Source organism: Pectobacterium actinidiae, from assembly GCF_000803315.1.
GTDB lineage: Bacteria > Pseudomonadota > Gammaproteobacteria > Enterobacterales > Enterobacteriaceae > Pectobacterium > Pectobacterium actinidiae.
The window spans coordinates 3,300,141-3,318,766 of the sequence record NZ_JRMH01000001.1; the positions used below are offsets into that span (position 1 = coordinate 3,300,141).

The window sequence follows — 18,626 nt, forward strand, 5'->3', positions numbered from 1 at the left end:
GTCTTCGATGCACTGGCTGCGATACAGCCATTGGGCACAACAGGGGGGAAACGCGCATATTATAGAGAATCCTTCCCTCGGACGAAACCGTTTGCGTGGCGATAATTTCACTTCGCGTCCGACGAATGATTAATCGGTGACCAAATCAATAAAAGTTGCACACTGGCGGTTTGTTAAGCAAAATGCCCCCACTCTGGGAAATGACGTATAAAAAAACTGCCGTTACAGACAGCCTGGCCACACGGCCACCGAGAGATAACTATTTGAAGCCTTTAAAATTAAATTATTTTTTCATCGGGATTATCACGTTACTGCTGGCGTTAGCGCTATGGCCTAGTATTCCCTGGCGCAGTAGCCAGGATGTACAGCTCAGGCAGATCCTCTCACGCGGTGAGTTGCGTATCAGCACGGTCAACTCACCGCTGACTTATGCAATGAGCAACGGATCCCCAACAGGTCTGGACTATGAACTGGCAAAACGGTTCGCCGATTACCTCGGCGTAAAGCTGGTGGTTTCGTCACGCAAAAATCTTGACGAGCTGTTCGACGATCTGGACAGTGATGATGCAGACCTGCTGGCTGCCGGACTGATCTACAACCGCGAGCGTCTGGAACGTTTCCGCGCCGGCCCAACCTACTATTCCATTTCACAGCAGATAGTGTACCGCCTTGGTTCACCTCGCCCAAAAACGCTGGATAAGCTGCAAGGCCGCCTCGTCGTAACGTCGGGTTCTGCCCACGCCGCTACCTTGCGCGATCTAAAAGCAGAAAAATATCCGCAGCTAAACTGGGAGTCGGCTTCCGATCAGAGCACGCAGGACTTACTGAAGCAGGTTGCCGACGGCAAACTGGACTATACGCTGGGTGATTCGGTCACCATTGGCTTAATGCAGCGAATTCATCCGCAGCTCGCCGTCGCCTTCGATCTCAGCGATGAAGAACCTGTTACCTGGTATATGCGACGTTCACACGATGATAGCCTGTCCGCCGCGCTGCTGGATTTCTTCAGCCAGATTGTCGAAGACGGTACGCTCGCACGTCTGGAGGAGAAGTATCTCGGCCATGTTGGCGAATTTGACTATGTCGATACCACCACGTTCCTGAGCGCGATTGATGAAACACTGCCGGACCTGCGCCCGCTGTTTGAAAAATATGCCACCGATATCGACTGGAAGCTGCTGGCCGCTATCTCCTATCAGGAATCACACTGGAACCCGCTGGCGACCTCCCCTACCGGCGTGCGCGGGCTGATGATGCTCACGCGTAACACGGCAGAAAGCCTGAACGTCACCGATCGGGTCGACCCGGAGCAAAGCATTCGCGGCGGCGCGCAATATATGTCGCATATGATGCAGAAAATGCCGGACACTATCCCAGAAGATGAAAAAATCTGGTTTGCGCTGGCGTCCTACAACATGGGGTACGCCCATCTGCTTGATGCGCGTAAATTGACAGAAAAACAGAAGGGAAACCCCGACAGTTGGGTTGATGTGAAAATGCGCCTGCCGATGCTGAGCCAGAAACGCTATTACACGCAAACCACCTACGGCTACGCGCGCGGACATGAAGCCTATAACTACGTGGAAAACATTCGGCGTTATATGGTGAGTCTGGAAGGTTACCTGATAGAAAAAGAAGCCAAAGCGCAGCAGCAAACCCAGATCGCACAAGGCTATCCGGCGGTTCCGTTCAGCAAAGTACCGGAATAAACCTGCATAAAACGCCGCTACTCCTGCGCGGCGTTTTTTTCATTTTTTTCTGCCGCCCGACGGGCTTTATGCTGCTCACGTCGCAGCCGAAAGAATGCGCTGAGCGTTGCGGAGCATTCATCCGCCAGAATGCCGGATTCAATCATGATCTGATGATTCATGCCGGGGTGTCGCAGAATGTCCACCAGCGACCCCGCCGCCCCCGTTTTCTCATCTGACGCACCGTAAACCAAACGGCCAATACGGCTGTGTATCATCGCGCCCGCACACATGATGCATGGCTCCAGCGTGACATACAGCGTTGTCTCCAGTAGACGGTAGTTCTGCAACACCAGCCCTCCCTGCCGTAACGCCATAATCTCAGCGTGCGCGGTAGGATCGTGATGCCCAATCGGCCGGTTCCACCCTTCGCCGATCGCCTCGTTATCCAGCACCAGCACCGCGCCAACTGGCACCTCACCTTCATCTTGAGCACGCTGAGCCAGCGTCAATGCATGGCGCATCCAGTATTCATCATTACGCGGGCTACTCACGTTTCCTCACTTAGAACCTATCTCATTAAGGCTATTTTACTTGCCATTTTGGCGGCGCATTATACCTATATGGATGGCGTATTGAAGGCGTTACTCCAACTGTTGCAGGCTGCCTTCGGGCGTCACGCGCCAGCGATGCTCACAGAAATAGAGCAGCGGATTGTCTTGCTTACTGTCGCTATAGCCGCTGTAGAGTTTGAGCGGCGCGCCCAAACGCTGCTCCATCTGCGTCACTTTTTCATGTCCCAGACAGCGCAGCGTTAATACCCAGCCGCCATAGCGGCGTGTAATCTGGCTTCCCATCAGGCGCACGCCGGGCAGAAAAGGCGAATCATGATAGACCTGTTCCACCAGCCGCTGCGGCGACCCAGTCACCAGCCAGACCTGTGCCTCGCTGTCTTCAAGATAGGTTTTCAGCCGCTGCTGAACCTGCGGAAACGGAATGACATCATGACGAAACTCGCCGACAAACTGCTTTTCCAGTTGAACCAGCTCATCTTCATCACGCCCAAACGTAATCGCCCATAGCAGCCAGCTCATCGGCCATCGAGCCGCGCGACCACGAATCAATAACCCCAGCCCGATAATCGGTAATAGCGGGATAACCAGAACAAGATTTAACGGCAACCGACGAAGTAAAAAACGCAAAAAGCTGCCAAACATGTCCTGCTGATGCAACGTGCCATCCAGATCAAAAAAAACAATGCGTTGCTCTCGCTTATCACTCAAAACGTTTCTCCCGACTTACACCAAGATAATCTTATCCGCCAATTAGCGCCTCACGCAGATAACCGTTGTGTTGTTTCAGACGCTCACGCGCCGCTCCCACGTCAATATTAGCCAGAAGCATCAAAATTGCAGGCTTAACCTCATTATCCGCCTGTACCAGCGCCTGCTGCGCTTGCTCCCGATCAGCCCCCGTTGCTTCAACGACGATGCGGCAAGCCCGGTCCAACAGCTTCACGTTGGTTGCCTTCACATCAACCATCAAATTCTGGTACACCTTCCCCAGCTTAACCATTGCGCCGGTAGAAATCATATTTAGGACCAATTTTTGCGCCGTTCCTGACTTCAACCGCGTCGAGCCAGTTAACGCTTCCGGGCCAACCACGGGAGAAATCGCCACCTGTGCTTCTTGTGCAATGGGCGAATGCGGATTGCAGGAGATCGCCGCCGTCCGGCAGCCAACGTTGTGCGCATAGCGTAAAGCGCCAATCACATACGGCGTTCGGCCTGATGCCGCAAGGCCGACAACCATATCCACAGCGGTTAAATTCAGCGCTTTTAGGTCCGCCTCACCGAGTGCGGGATCGTCTTCCGCCCCTTCAACCGCCTTCAGCAGTGCGCCCGGCCCACCAGCAATCAGGCCGATAACCAGCCCGTGCGGTACGCCAAACGTCGGCGGGCACTCTGAGGCATCCAGCACCCCCAAACGGCCGCTGGTTCCCGCCCCCAGATAGATCAGCCGTCCGCCTTCCTGCAACGACGCCGCAGCCAGATCGACAGCCTCGACAATCGCGGGTAAAACCAGCGCAATGGCTTCAGGCACTTTCCGATCTTCCTGATTAAACGCATGCATCATTTCCAGCGTAGAGAGCTGATCCAGCGCCATCGTGGCCGGATTCCGAGTTTCGGAAACCAGCGTCCCTAAATTAAGGTTCTTTCCATCCATCACATCTGAACGCATTCAGCTACCTCATGCTTTATATCAGCGCGCTATACGCTTATGACAAACAATCATTTTCACCACTATACTGCTTTTGAGACCTAGGAAAGTACGCTATTCTGCATCGAATTCACGCTCCACATTCATCTCGCAAGGTAAACAGAGAAACCTCAGTGCTGCTCCCCGGGTTCAGACTCTCCAGTTACAGGCTTTTCTTTATTAGCTGTCTGCTGTTTCTGCTGGCGGGTTCCCTACGTGCGGACTGGGATTTTATTACCATTAATCAGCGGACCGAGCAGCTTTATGGCCCGGCAACGCCCGATGCCCGCCGCCGAATAGATGAATGGCAGACGCTGTTAGTCAATTCCCGTAATAAAGAAGAAAAGGCTCTGCTGAGCAGCGTGAATCAATTTTTCAATGACCGTATGCTGTTTCGCGATGATATTGTTGTCTGGAATCAGGAAGATTACTGGGCTACACCGATTGAAGCACTGCGTAAAGGTGCCGGGGACTGCGAGGATTATGCGCTCGCCAAGTATTTTACGCTGCGCCATTTAGGCGTTTCGGCGGATAAATTACGTATTACTTATGTTAAAGCCCTACGTCTGAATAAAGCACATATGGTGCTAACCTATTATCCCACGCCGACCTCGATTCCACTGGTGCTGGATAATCTGACCGACAAGATCCAACCTGCGACAGAGCGCAATGATTTAGTGCCGGTGTATGCCTTTAATGGCGGTGGCCTCTGGTTGCCGGGCGCGAGCGGCAGCAACAAACGTGTCGGTGACAGTAAGCGACTTTCACGCTGGCAGGATGTCTTAACCAAAATGCGTGCCGAAGGGTTTTCAATTGAGGAGTAAGGGTAGGCTATGTCTCTATACAAACAATTACTGATAGCCATCTGCCTGTTTGTGCTAATTATTTTCAGCGGGAGTTTCTTCGTCAGCCTGGAAAATTCGCGTGAACAGTACAATAACCAGCTTCACTCTCACGCGCAGGATGCCGCGACCGCATTGGGGCTTTCCCTGACGCCGAACATCGATGACCCGGCGATGGTAGAGCTGATGGTCAGCTCAATTTTCGACAGCGGCTATTTTTCCAGTATTCGCGTGCGGGATTTAAAAACCGGCAACGTCACGTTGGAACGCACCGCATCGCCAGATATCCCTGACGTGCCGCGCTGGTTTGTTCAGTTAGTGAACCTGCAACCCGGCGCGGGCGAAGCCATCGTGATGCGCGGCTGGGAACAGGCGGCAAAAGTCGAAGTTGTCAGCCATCCGATGTTCGCGGTGACTCGACTGTGGCGCAGCAGTACGGCCTCTTTCCTGTGGCTGCTCGGCTGTGGCACGCTGGGCGTGTTCCTCGGTGCACTGTTCCTGCGCCGCCAGCTACGCCCGCTCGATTATATCGTCGACCAGTCGCTGGCGATTACCCGTCGTGAATTCCTTAGCCAGCCAGATTTACCCAATACGCCCGAATTTCGCCGCGTCGCGCAGGCGATGAACCTGATGGTCAGCAAGCTCAAAACGCTGTTCGAAGAGGAAGCGGAGCGAAGCGAGCGCCTACGTCAGGAAGCCTATCAGGATCCTCAGACTGGATTGAATAACCGCCGCGCGTTTGACATGCAGTTCAACGACAAACTGGCCGATGAAGAAACCGCGCCCGGCTTTCTTATCATGATTCGCGTGCAGGATCTGGCGGGAATGAACCAGCGGTTGGGCGGTCAGCGTACCGATGCGCTATTAGCCTCCGTCGGGCATATCCTGCGTAAAACGCAAAAGCAGCATACGAATGCTGAGAGCCTTCTGGCACGTATCCGTGGCGGAGAATTTGCGCTGTTCTGCCCAGGGCTGGTCGATAAAGAAGCCTATGCGCTGATTGGCGAACTGACGCGCAACATTGAAACGTTGCATCTGACAGGCGAAACCGATGTCTCCCCTGTCGCCCAATTCGGCATGGTGCCTTTCCGACCCGGAGACACCGCGCAATCCCTGTTTATTCAGGGCGATCAGGCGCTCACGAGAGCCGAAAGCGATACCGATACCAGCGCGCCTCACGAGATTCCATCCGTCAGTACCGAACAGCTCGAAACCGATCGCCATAGGTGGTTTAACCTGCTCGATCCTATTCTGGAACAGGAACGCTTGCAGCTTTTCCTGCAACCGGTCGTCGCCTGTGACGATCCCAGCCAAGTGTTACATCACAAGGTACTGGCTCGCATTCAGGATGCGCAAGGTAACAGTATCGCCGCAGGTCGCTTCCTACCGTGGATTCAACGCTTTGGCTGGGATACCCGTCTGGATCAAACGATGCTGCGCGAAGTGCTGGACTATCTCCGTCGGCACGACGGCAATCTGGCGCTAAGCCTGTCCGGCACCACAGTCCTGAATCTTCATCTGCTCGCCGATCTGCTTGCCCCATTGAAGCATCAGCCTGACGTTGCCAGACGACTGATTCTGGAGCTGGATGAGAACCAATTGCCAGACAGCGCCCAATTGGAAGCCTTAATCAAGCTGCTGAATGAGCATGGCTGTGCGCTGGGGCTACAACATTTTGGTGGGCGCTTTAATATGATTGGCAATCTGTCCCAATGGGGGCTGGCTTATCTGAAAGTCGATGGCAGCTACATCCGCAACATCGATCAGGAAGACGATAAGCAAATGTTTATCGAAGCGCTGTATCGCGCCACCAACAGTATTGCGCTGCCGCTTATCGCTGAACGTGTTGAAACCGCCGGTGAGCTTAAAGTGCTTCAGGAGATGGGATTGCAGGGAGCGATGGGACGGCTGCTGGGTGAACCGGCACCCGCGGTCAGAGTCTGATGCAACATCGTTTTAGCTAACGGCCTTAACGCCCCGGCTTCTCACGACAAGATTGAGAAGCCGGAGCCATAATGAAAAGCAGGGATCGACGCTAAGATATCCTCTCTCTACAACATCATTTCTTCAAAACATCGTCTCTTCATCGTCGCCAATCAGCTTGTTTAATCCGCCATTCAACGCTTCACGCGCCTGCGCACGGTTGATCAACTTCAGCTGTGCCGCCTGAGGGAAATCGGTAATGCTCACTACGCCTTTTTGAATCAAAACCTGAATTAAATCCTCCAGCACGCGCACCATTTCCAGATCGCTTTGCCGCAGTTGCTGAAGGCTGGACATCGCTGCCTGATGGCTGCGGAACCAGGCCTGCGCCTCACGCGAATCATCAGGTAACTCGCCATTCATTTCAGGAAAAGGGCTCTGCTCTACCTTCATCAGGTGGCCATCACTGTCGCGCTGGATATAAAACATTTTCGGAGACCTTTTAAGTTTTTGATAAAGACAGGAGCCAGATCGGCTCCTTTTCCCCTTTCCTGTCAGCTAGACGATTCAGGCTTGCTGACCAGACTCTCCAGCGACGGTAATGCGCCGTTATAATGTTCCAAGGTAATCGACACTGCAACCGTTCCGCCTTTATCCTCCGTAAAGTTCCCCGCCGTGCTCACTTCAATCGTCGGTGAACCCTGATTATCGGTGATACGAATATAGCGGCTGATATCGGTTCCTTCCTCCAGTTCGCCAACCAGATCGCTTAAATCAATCCGGTCACCCTCTTTGGCATTAAAGTCTTTGATCACATCGTTGCCAATATCGCCTGCCTGCCACTTAAAGGTATCCGCGCCCGCACCGCCGATGAGCGTATCGCCCCCCGCGCCACCAATCAGGATGTCGTCTCCGCTACCGCCATAAAGTAGGTCGTTACCCTCTCCGCCAATCAGCGTATCGTTTCCGCCCTGCCCGAAAAGAATATCATTCCCTGCTCCACCGCTGAGTGTGTCATTGCCATCGTTCGCCGACGACAGATCAAACTCGGCGCTGTGCGTTGCAATGTAGCTATGCATCTCTTTCGCAGTGGGTACACCGGTTTGCATACCTAACTGCTTGCCGATGTAATTCTGCAAGGCGGTGATACCATTGCCGTCGATATTAGGAAACGACACGACATCGCCGAACAGAATGTCATTCCCTAACCCGCCATTTAGCTGATCATTACCTGCATGTATCGACTCGCTGCTGCCCAGAATCGCTTTATTAAGGTTAGATGGGTCAATATGATCCTGAACCACGCCATCCGTGTCGTAGAGTTTCAACGTATCGCCATGTAAATCCGCACCAATACCGATCGCTTCAATGGTTGACTGCTTCTTCAGCAAACTGAAGGCCTGAGCCGCATTCGTGTTACTGACATCGCGATTGCCTGAGTTATCCACCCAATACCAGTTGCCGCGGTAGTCCTGCGCCCAGTAGCTGCTGTTATTACCCACGCCGCCCAAAGAGGAGATTTCATACGTTCCATCCCCCTGCGCGTGTACTTGCCCAATGACTGTCCCGACGACTTTATTACTCTTATCGCTCCAGGCATACTGATAGACGTTTCCTTTTCTATCAATGACTTCACGGACGGCACCGCGAACATCCATAGAATAAGACTGCCCAGGGGTGTAGGTAATATTGTCGATGTTCAGCGACTGCCACCAGTCACTCACGCGTACTTCATTGGATTCATTGGTTTGATAGTAGGTCGGCTCACCATCGGTAATAAAATACGTCAGGTTATTTCCCACATTCTTTTTCACCGTATCGCTCTGGAACCAGTTCGCCGTTGTCTTGAATACATCTTCGTAGTTGGTTCCGCCTCCTGAAGCCGATCCCCCGACCATTGAATTCAATACGGCAGTCAGCTTATTCAGCGCATTGGTATCATTCAGATTTACGGAGATGGTTTTCCCCACCTGCGTATCAAAGTCAGCGAGAAAAACGTTCACCGTACCGGAATTCACACCGCTAGCGCTGTTGATCAGACTTTTGAACACATTACTTAACGACGTACGTGTACTTTCGATATCCGTTGACGACATACTGCCGGATGAGTCGACCATAAACGCAATGTTGTAATTCTGCCCTTCAATGATCTGCAAACCAGACACATCCGCCACCATCAGATCGTGGCTATGCGTGCCGGACATGCTGTCATCACCGACGGTACCGATACTCATTCCATACTGTTCAACACCGCCAGCAGAGTAGCTGGTCGCCGTATCATGGTTAGCAATTTCCGTCGATGTCGCCTGCGCCACCACGTTGAACTTACCCGCATCAACAGGGACTTCAAGGGTGATCTTCCCTGCCAGCGTCTGGGCGTTGTTGGCATTTTTGATGAGATACGCGCCATCGTCTCCAACGGTATACGTCACATTGTTAATGTGGTCAGTCAGCACCGTTCCTTTCGGGATCCCTGTGAGCGTAATCCCTGACAGGGTTTCACTACCGTCGCGGTCAGTCAGTGCTGCCGAAACATCAAGCGTATGCGTTTGTGTACCGGCCTGACCGGGCACCGTTTCCACCGTCGCGCTATTAGTACCCGGCGTGTATGTTGTGCCGTCGCTATAGATAACGCCTTCAATATTGTTGCTGACCTGCGAGGTAAACGAGCCTGACTTGCCGCTGCCATCGGTATAATTGACCTTCAGCCCGTCCAGCGTGTTAACCGATGTATCCTGATTATTGTTCGTGCTATAGGTTGCGTTATAGGTGTAACCCGTCTCTTTCATGACGAACACATAGTCGGAATGTGCACTACTGCCGTTACTCGTCCGGTTACCGTTAAACGAATCCAGATCGCGATGATCTTTGCGATCGGCCGCCCAATCACTCTGTCTATAGAAATACCCACTGTTGGAATGCACAACAAAGATATCGCTATAGCTGCCGTCCCCACTGGTATTGCCCTGACTGTAGTACGCCACTTTACCGGTGCCGACTACAGTAGGTACCGGATCCCCTTCGGTCAGCCAAACGCGGACACCGTTGCCCACGGCGACAATTTTCCCATTTTGTACGTCGAAGCCACCATTAGCGCTACCGCCATTGACCTTAATAATTTCCGCAGAGGTCGGTGTTGTCGCGCCACTGGTGATGCTCAGGCTCACTACCGGTGCATCCGCTACTGCCGCAATACCAATATGCAACGCAGCGTTATCGCCCGTATTACCAGCACTATCGACAGGCCGATAACCAATATCCCCCAGCGCTGCGCCTGAGACATTACTCGCTGGTGTAAAGCGTAGATCGGTGTTGCCCGCCGTAAAAGTTTGCCCAGCGGTGACCGCTTTCCAACTCCCGCTATCGTTAAAATAGAGCGTGCCAACGCTGGCAGGCGGCAGAGATGAAATCACGATGCTTGTGGTATCGTTCGATACACCCAGATCGCTCCAGCCAATGTGCAGCGGTGTATCTTCTGTACCCGACACCGTGTTGTTGTGTGCGGCTGGCGGCGTAATATCCATGATGGCCTGACTGTTATCATGTGCCTGATTACCTGCTGCATCGGTCGCCGTCGCCCCAGCAGTAATCTTGCCTTCCGCTAACGTGCTCAGATCGACATTTGTCTGCCATTTTCCGTTCGTCACGGGCACGTCATGTAGCGTAACCGATTTACCATTCACATCGGTAAAGACCAGATCGACCTTATTCTCGTTGCTGGTACCACTGACTACGGCGTTTTTCGACTCACTCAAGCTGACATAGCCATCGTTACCGGCGAAATTCGTAATATCAATTTCTGGGGCAGTCGTATCCACACTGTAGACATGATGGGTATTCGCGGTGGTGGCATTCCCCGCCGTATCGCGCGTAGTTACGCTGGCGTTAATGTCACTATTGGCAGCCAGCAAGGATCCCTGAACGTTGATACTCCAGGTTTTGCCATCGGTATTCACTGTTGTCTGATACGTTTCAGTGCCGATTTTCACGGTCACTACGTCGCCAACTTTGACCTCATTACCAACTTTACCGGTCACCGCAATAGTCTGGCCGGACTCGCTGGCATTGATCACATTGTCAGCGGTGACATCATCAATAGAAATTGAGGCAACCGGTGCAACGGTATCGACACCATAGGCATGATTCGTGTTAGCTGTGGTGACGTTGCCTGCGGTATCGCGAGTAGTGACCGTAGCACTCACATCACCATTGGCTGCCAGCACAGAACCCAGAACATTCACGCTCCAGGTTTTGCCATCCGCATTCACCGTGGTCTGATAGGTCTCGGTGCCGACTTTAACGGTAACCGCATCGCCTGCTTTTACATCGTTATCGACTTTACCCGTCACGGCAATTGTCTGGCCGGATTCACTGGCATTGATGACATTGTCAGCGGTGACATCATCAATAGAGATAGACGCGGTTGGTGCAACCGTGTCCACGCCATAAGTGTGGCTAGTGTTCGCAGTGGTGATATTGCCTACCGTATCGCGAGTAGTGACAGTCGCACTCACATCACCGTTTGCTGCAAGCACTGAACCCGGTACGTTGACACTCCAGGTCTTGCCGTCGGTATTCACCGTGGTCTGATAGGTTTCGGTACCGACTTTAACGGTAACCGCGTCGCCGGCTTTGACGTCGTTATCGACTTTACCCGTCACCGCTATCGTCTGACCGGATTCACTGACATTGATCACATTGTCAGCGGTGACATCATCGATAGAGATAGAGGCGGTTGGCGCAACGGTATCTACACCGTAAGCATGACTGGTGTTCGCGATCGTGATATTGCCTGCCGTATCGCGCGTGGTCACCGTCGCACTCACATCACCATTGGCGGCCAGTACCGAACCCGGAATGTTCACGCTCCAGGTTTTGCCATCCGCATTCACCGTTGTCTGATAGGTCTCGGTACCAACTGTCACCGTGATCGCATCGCCAGCCTGAACTTCATTGCCGACCTGACCAGTCACCGCAATGGTCTGGCCGGACTCGCTGGCGTTAATCATATTGTCAGCGGTGACATCATCGATAGAGATAGAGGCGGTTGGCGCAACGGTATCGACACCATACGCGTGGCTGGTGTTCGCAGTGGTGATATTGCCTGCGGTATCGCGGGTAGTCACTGTAGCGGAGATATCGCCGTTGGCGGCAAGAATAGAACCCGGAACGTTGACGCTCCAGGTTTTACCATCAGCATTGACCGTGGTCTGGTACGTTTCGGTACCGACTTTTACGGTAACCGCATCCCCAGCCTTCACGTCGTTATCGACTTTACCCGTCACGGCAATGGTCTGACCGGACTCGCTGGCATTGATGACATTGTCAGTGGTGACATCATCAATAGAGATAGACGCCGTTGGCGCAACGGTATCCACACCGTAAGTGTGATTCGTGTTCGCTGTAGTAACGTTACCCGTCACCGTGGTCTGGTAAGTCTCGGTACCAACAGTCACCGTGATCGCATCGCCCGCGTTGACCTCATTACCCACCTGACCGGTCACCGCGATAGTCTGACCGGACTCGGTCGCGTTGATGACGTTATCGGACGTGACATTATCAATAGTAATTGAGGCGGTTGGCGCAATGGTATCTACACCGTAAGCGTGAGAAGTATTGGCGGTAGTGGCGTTACCTGCGGTATCACGCGTGGTCACGGTCGCACTCACATCGCTGTTTGCGGCCAGTACCGAACCGGGAACGTTCACGCTCCAGGTTTTACCATCCGCATTGACGGTGGTCTGATAGGTCTCGGTACCAACAGTCACCGTAACCGCGTCACCCGCTTTCACTTCATTGCCTACCTGACCAGTGACCGCAATCGTCTGGCCGGACTCGCTGGCATTGATGACATTATCTGACGTGACATCATCAATAGAAATTGAGGCGATTGGCGCAACGGTATCTACACCGTAAGCATGAGAAGTATTGGCGGTAGTGGCGTTACCCGCGGCATCAAGGGTGGTGACGGTCGCACTCACATCGCTGTTCGCGGCCAGTACCGAACCCGGAACGTTCACACTCCAGGTTTTGCCATCAGCATTGACGGTGGTCTGGTAGGTCTCGGTACCAACAGTCACCGTGATCGCATCGCCCGCTTTAACTTCATTGCCGACCTGACCGGTGACCGCAATCGTCTGGCCGGATTCACTGGCATTGATGACATTATCTGACGTGACATCATCAATAGAGATAGAGGCTGTTGGCGCAACGGTATCCACGCCATAAGCGTGGCTGGTGTTCGCAGTGCTGATGTTGCCTGCGGTATCGCGAGTAGTGACAGTTGCACTCACATCGCTGTTTGCGGCCAGTACCGAACCGGGAACGTTCACACTCCAGGTTTTGCCATCCGTATTGACGGTGGTCTGATAGGTTTCCGTGCCGACTTTAACCGTAATAGCGTCGCCCGCTTTGACTTCATTGCCGACCTGACCGGTGACCGCAATCGTCTGGCCAGACTCGCTGGCATTGATGACATTATCTGACGTGACATTATCGACAAAGATCGAGGCGGTTGGCGCAACCGTATCAACGCCATAAGCGTGGATGGTATTTGCAGTGGTGACATTGCCTGCGGTATCACGGGTAGTGACGATCGCAGAGATATCACCATTCGCGGCCAGCACCGATCCCGGAACGTTGACGCTCCAGGTTTTACCATCGGTATTCACCGTGGTCTGATAGGTCTCGGAGCCAACAGTCACCGTGATCGCGTCGCCCGCTTTGACTTCATTGCCCACCTGACCGGTGACCGCAATCGTCTGACCGGACTCGGTCGCGTTGATGACGTTATCGGACGTGACATTATCAATAGTAATTGAGGCGGTTGGCGCAACGGTATCTACACCATAAGCGTGGCTGGTGTTAGCCGTGGTGACGTTACCTGCTGCATCACGCGTCGTGACGGTAGCACTCACATCACCATTCGCGGCCAGCACAGCACCCGGAATATTCACACTCCAGGTTTTGCCATCTGCATTGACCGTGGTCTGGTACGTTTCGGTACCGACTTTAACAGTAACCGCATCACCGGCTTTGACGTCGTTATCAACTTTACCCGTCACGGCAATGGTCTGGCCGGACTCGGCGGCATTAATCACGTTATCCGACGTCACATCGTCGATAGATATTGATGCCGTTGGTGCCACCGTATCGACACCATAAGCATGAGTCGTGTTAGCCGTCGTGACGTTGCCTGCCGTATCGCGCGTGGTGACGGTAGCACTCACATCGCCATTGGCGGCTAATACAGAGCCCGGCACGTTCACGCTCCAGGTTTTACCATCCGCATTGACGGTCGTCTGGTAGGTTTCGGTACCGACTTTAACGGTAACCGCATCCCCAGCCTTCACGTCGTTATCGACTTTACCCGTCACGGCAATGGTCTGACCGGACTCGCTGGCATTGATGACGTTATCGGACGTGACATTGTCGATAGAGATTGATGCCACTGGCGCAACGGTGTCCACACCGTAAGCATGAGTCGTATTAGCGGTAGTGGCGTTACCTGCTGCATCACGCGTAGTGACCGTAGCACCCACATCACCGTTGGCGGCCAACACCGAATCCGGTACATTGACGCTCCAGGTTTTGCCATCCGCATTGACGGTGGTCTGGTAGGTCTCGGTACCAACAGTCACCGTAACCGCGTCACCCGCTTTGACTTCGTTGCCGACTTGCCCCGTCACGGAGATTGTCTGGCCGGATTCACTGGCGTTAATCACGTTATCGGACGTGACATCATCGATAGAGATTGATGCCACTGGCGCAACGGTATCGACACCGTAAGCATGAGAAGTATTGGCGGTAGTGGCGTTACCCGCAGCATCACGAGTAGTGACCGTAGCACTCACATCGCTATTGGCTGCCAGCACAGATCCCGGAACATTCACGCTCCAGGTTTTGCCATCCGCATTCACCGTTGTCTGATAGGTCTCGGTACCAACGGTCACCGTGATCGCATCGCCCGCTTTAACTTCATTGCCAACTTTACCGGTGACCGCAATCGTCTGACCCGATTCGCTGGCGTTAATCACGTTATCGGACGTGACATCATCGATAGAGATTGAGGCCACTGGCGCAACGGTATCGACACCATACGCGTGGCTGGTGTTCGCGGTCGTGATATTGCCTGCGGTATCGCGAGTAGTGACAGTCGCGCTCACATCGCTGTTTGCGGCCAGTACCGAACCGGGAACGTTAACGCTCCAGGTTTTGCCATCCGCATTCACCGTCGTCTGGTAGGTTTCGGTGCCAACAATCACCGTGATCGCATCGCCTGCTTTCACATCGTTATCGACTTTACCGGTCACGGCAATGGTTTGGCCGGATTCGCTGGCATTAATCACGTTATCGGACGTGACATCATCGATAGTAATTGAGGCAGTTGGCGCAACGGTATCTACACCATAAGCGTGGCTGGTGTTTGCAGTGGTGACGTTACCCGCGGCATCACGAGTAGTGACCGTAGCACTCACATCACCATTCACTGCCAGCACAGAACCCGGAACGTTCACACTCCAGGTTTTACCATCAGCATTGACTGTCGTCTGGTAAGTCTCGGTGCCGACTTTAACGGTAACCGCATCGCCTGCTTTTACATCGTTATCGACTTTACCCGTCACGGCAATCGTCTGGCCGGACTCGCTGGCATTGATAACGTTATCCGACGTGACATCATCGATAGTAATTGAGGCGGTTGGCGCAACGGTATCGACACCATAAGCATGGCTGGTGTTCGCTGTGGTGACATTGCCTGCGGTATCGCGGGTCGTCACTGTAGCGGAGATATCGCCGTTGGCGGCAAGAACAGAACCCGGAACGTTCACGCTCCAGGTTTTGCCATCGGTATTCACCGTTGTCTGATAGGTTTCGGTACCGACTTTAACGGTAACCGCGTCGCCCGCTTTGACCTCATTACCCACCTGACCAGTCACCGCAAGCGTCTGACCGGACTCGGTAGCATTGATGACATTATCGGACGTAACATTATCAATAGTAATCGAGGCGGTTGGCGCAACCGTATCAACACCATAGGCATGAGTCGTATTGGCGGTGGTGGCGTTACCTGCGGTATCACGGGTAGTGACGGTCGCAGAGATATCACCATTCGCGGCCAGCACAGAACCGGGAACATTCACGCTCCAGGTTTTGCCATCCGCATTGACGGTGGTCTGGTAGATCTCGGTACCAACAGTCACCGTGATCGCATCGCCAGCCTGAACTTCATTACCCACCTGACCGGTCACCGCAATGGTCTGACCCGATTCGCTGGCATTAATGACGTTATCCGACGTGACATCATCGACAGAAATTGAGGCGACAGGGGGTAAGGTATCGACCGTTATCGTTTCACTTCCACCCGTACCAGGAATGCCCGCAGCATCGGTGTAGCTGCCGTCAGGAATGCTGACGCGGACTTCTCCCTCAAAATTGGCAGTTGGCGTCAATGTCGCCGTCCAGCGAGTAGGATCGTTAGGATCCTGCACCAGATTCGTTACCGAACCATTTGTGACGGTGATATCACTGAGGTCAAAACCAACGGGCGGTGTTGTGAAAACGAAACTGATTGTGCCATCACTGTTTATGACAATAGTGACAGAAGGGGGAGTGGTGGTGGTATCCACTGCTGTAGTCAGCAACGTGGATGAATCTACGCCATCCGGAACGGATAAAGCTTGGTCAGTAAGCGATGCGCTCGCGGTATCATAACCAATGGTGGTCGTAACGACTTCGGCGGTTAAATCCAGAATTACCGCTGGATTGAAATGCCCACCACCGCCGTCACCCGCCTCTCCAGTGTCATCATTACCCGCGGCAGTAGCTTCTAATACTTGCGTTGGGTCGGCGCCCTGAGCAATAGCATCTTGTATAGCAGCGACATCGCCGGCGACATCCGTATTTGTCTGAGAAGACGCATTACTAATATCGCTCCAGCGGCTATCGCGCCCCAGATCCAATGTTTTGCCATCCGGTAATGTGATTGAAACCGCGCCGTTAGCGCCGGTCACGACCTCTTCACCGCTGTAAACTCGATCGCCAGCAACCAGCAATCTTTGGCTTCCATCAAGCGCGACGATAAAAACTTGTCCAATAACGAATTTAATGACACCAATCACACCGTTCAAATTCTTTCTCCTTGATATCTATAATTATTTTTATAATGTGGCGATATTGCGGCTATAGATTTTTGCTATCATCCTGATAAGGTTGATTTGCTGTGTGTCGTCCTGACATTTTATGAAAAAAAGCGTTACGATAGTGCTGTCGTTATGCGTCAAACGCTTGACTCAATGACCGATATAATAAAAAATTCAGAATATTCTTTCCAGAACTTTACTCATTTAGAGTAACTCTTATTTTTCTCATATTCGCGTTCTTCTGGAATAAAAATAACATATTGATATAAAAGGAATAAAATAAAATCAATTCGTTAAGCGTTTATATGACACTCAAACACTTTAATAGGAATAATCACAAATAAGGTTTTTGTGAAGGAAAACTGCTGATGATGCGTAGAGACCATTTTGCTTTATTATCTTTTATTACCTTTTTTTCCACAGCGACACATGCCGAGACAATTCAGGATGCGATAAAAAACACGCTCTATACGCATCCTGAAGTAAGTGCTTCCATTAATAGCCGTTTTTCTGCCGAACACGATTTACGTGCGGCAAAAGGCGGGTATCTCCCCTCCATCACGCTGAGTGCAGGCGTTGGCCGCGAAGAAACCGATAGCCCCTCAACACGCGCCAGCGCTAATAAGCGTGTTGAACTCAGCCGACAGGAATCGAGTATCAATTTAAGTCAGACGGTATTTGATGGCTTCGCCACCTCCAGCGAAGTGGGCAGACAACGCGCCACGGTCAATTCTCGCGCCTATAAAGTATTAAACACCAGTGAATCGACGGCGTTAGATACCGTTCAGGTATATCTTAATGTGCTGCAGCGTCAGGAATTTGTTCGTCTGGCAGAAGCTAACCTTGCAAGCCATGAACGCATCTATGATCAAATCAGGCTACGCAGCGAACAAGGCGTTGGGCGATTGGCCGATTTGGATCAGGCCGAAGCACGTCTTGCACAGGCCCGTAACAACGTTCTGACGGAAAAAACCAATCTGGACGATGCCAAAATCAACTACATGAGCGTTGTGGGCAAGGTGCCGGAGAATTTGGTGATGCCCGATGCTTCTGCAATAAAGCTTCCAGCCTCATTGGATGAAGCCCAACGCATCATGCTGACTAACAGCCCGGCGCTGAAGTCTGCAGAATCAGATATTGAAGCTACTCAGCAGCAATATGAGACATCAAAATCAACGTTTTACCCACGCCTCAACGTTGAACTCTCTCGCACGATGGATAACAACGTTGACGGGACGCGCGGTCAAAATAATGAATGGCAGGCGATGCTACGCATGCGCTACAACCTGTATGAAGGCGGTAGCAGCAAAGCCAACATGGAATCAAAAGCCTATCAGGTAAAAGAAGCGCAGGATGTGCGAAATAATGCCCTGCGCCTGCTGAGCGAAGAACTTAAGCTAGCTTGGTCAGCGTTAAATAACTCGCGTCAGCAGTTGCCGATTGCCGCTGAATATGCCGACCGCAGTATGAAAGTACGTACCGCGTATCAGAAGCAATTTGGCCTGGGAGAAAGGACGCTGCTGGACCTGCTGGACAGTGAAAACGAACTGTTCACCGCACAGCGCCGTTTGGTTGAAGTTCGCTTCACTTCCCTCTATACCGAATACCGGATCGCATCCCGTATGGGAGAGCTATTAAACCGTTTGGCGATCCCGGCGCCTGATGCTGGTACCAGCTTGACAAACGTCACCTCCCACGCAGAGCTGCCGAGTCTTAATTAATATATTTCATTGGTCAGACGGCGATAAATTATGGTTTATATGCGGGGGAATTAC

At 52.6% G+C, this 18,626-nt stretch carries 9 protein-coding genes; 4 read left to right on the forward strand and 5 right to left on the reverse strand.

The genetic code is table 11. From position 1 onward, the window contains the following. Positions 1-200 precede the first annotated feature (200 nt). Positions 201-1,709: a membrane-bound lytic murein transglycosylase MltF gene (gene mltF, locus KKH3_RS14160; protein WP_039360737.1), complete on the forward strand. Its 1,509-nt coding sequence runs from the start codon at positions 201-203 to the stop codon at positions 1,707-1,709. Positions 1,710-1,726: 17 nt separating this feature from the next. Here mltF and tadA read toward each other — a convergent pair whose 3' ends face one another. The 3 genes from tadA to murQ form a co-directional block, all read right to left on the reverse strand. Then, entirely contained in the window at positions 1,727-2,242 is a 516-nt protein-coding gene (tadA, locus tag KKH3_RS14165) for a tRNA adenosine(34) deaminase TadA (protein ID WP_072034535.1), read from the reverse strand. A gap of 90 nt (positions 2,243-2,332) precedes the next feature. After that, positions 2,333-2,971, reverse strand: a complete 639-nt coding sequence (gene yfhb / locus KKH3_RS14170; RefSeq protein ID WP_039360741.1) for a phosphatidylglycerophosphatase C — start codon at positions 2,969-2,971, stop codon at positions 2,333-2,335. A 31-nt stretch (positions 2,972-3,002) separates the two neighbouring features. Beyond that, on the reverse strand, positions 3,003-3,929 hold the full coding sequence (murQ, locus tag KKH3_RS14175; RefSeq protein WP_039360744.1) for an N-acetylmuramic acid 6-phosphate etherase: 927 nt from the start codon (positions 3,927-3,929) through the stop codon (positions 3,003-3,005). A gap of 152 nt (positions 3,930-4,081) precedes the next feature. On the opposite strand from murQ, the gene lapG reads away from it, so the two are divergent. Next, on the forward strand, positions 4,082-4,771 hold the full coding sequence (gene lapG, locus KKH3_RS14180; protein WP_039360747.1) for a cysteine protease LapG: 690 nt from the start codon (positions 4,082-4,084) through the stop codon (positions 4,769-4,771). Between the two features lie 9 nt (positions 4,772-4,780). Further along, the gene (lapD, locus tag KKH3_RS14185; RefSeq protein WP_039360749.1) at positions 4,781-6,733 is read left to right on the forward strand and encodes a cyclic di-GMP receptor LapD; all 1,953 of its coding nucleotides are present in this window, start codon (positions 4,781-4,783) and stop codon (positions 6,731-6,733) included. Between the two features lie 123 nt (positions 6,734-6,856). Here the strand turns inward: lapD and KKH3_RS14190 are convergent, their stop codons facing one another. Then, positions 6,857-7,201, reverse strand: a complete 345-nt coding sequence (locus KKH3_RS14190; RefSeq protein ID WP_039360752.1) for a hypothetical protein — start codon at positions 7,199-7,201, stop codon at positions 6,857-6,859. A 65-nt stretch (positions 7,202-7,266) separates the two neighbouring features. Then, the gene (locus tag KKH3_RS14195; RefSeq protein WP_425311643.1) at positions 7,267-16,839 is read right to left on the reverse strand and encodes an Ig-like domain-containing protein; all 9,573 of its coding nucleotides are present in this window, start codon (positions 16,837-16,839) and stop codon (positions 7,267-7,269) included. Positions 16,840-17,219: 380 nt separating this feature from the next. Between KKH3_RS14195 and KKH3_RS14200 the strand changes: the two genes are divergently transcribed. Next, entirely contained in the window at positions 17,220-18,572 is a 1,353-nt protein-coding gene (locus KKH3_RS14200) for a TolC family outer membrane protein (RefSeq protein WP_039360755.1), read from the forward strand. Positions 18,573-18,626: the final 54 nt, after the last annotated feature.

What these genes read in the sequence shown, in the direction of transcription:
- KKH3_RS14190 (WP_039360752.1), bottom strand. Translation starts at nt 7,201, where the DNA reads ATGTTTTATATCCAGCGCGACAGTGATGGCCACCTGATGAAGGTAGAG.
- lapD (WP_039360749.1), top strand. Translation starts at nt 4,781, where the DNA reads ATGTCTCTATACAAACAATTACTGATAGCCATCTGCCTGTTTGTGCTA.
- murQ (WP_039360744.1), bottom strand. Translation starts at nt 3,929, where the DNA reads ATGCGTTCAGATGTGATGGATGGAAAGAACCTTAATTTAGGGACGCTG.
- KKH3_RS14200 (WP_039360755.1), top strand. Translation starts at nt 17,220, where the DNA reads ATGATGCGTAGAGACCATTTTGCTTTATTATCTTTTATTACCTTTTTT.
- mltF (WP_039360737.1), top strand. Translation starts at nt 201, where the DNA reads ATGACGTATAAAAAAACTGCCGTTACAGACAGCCTGGCCACACGGCCA.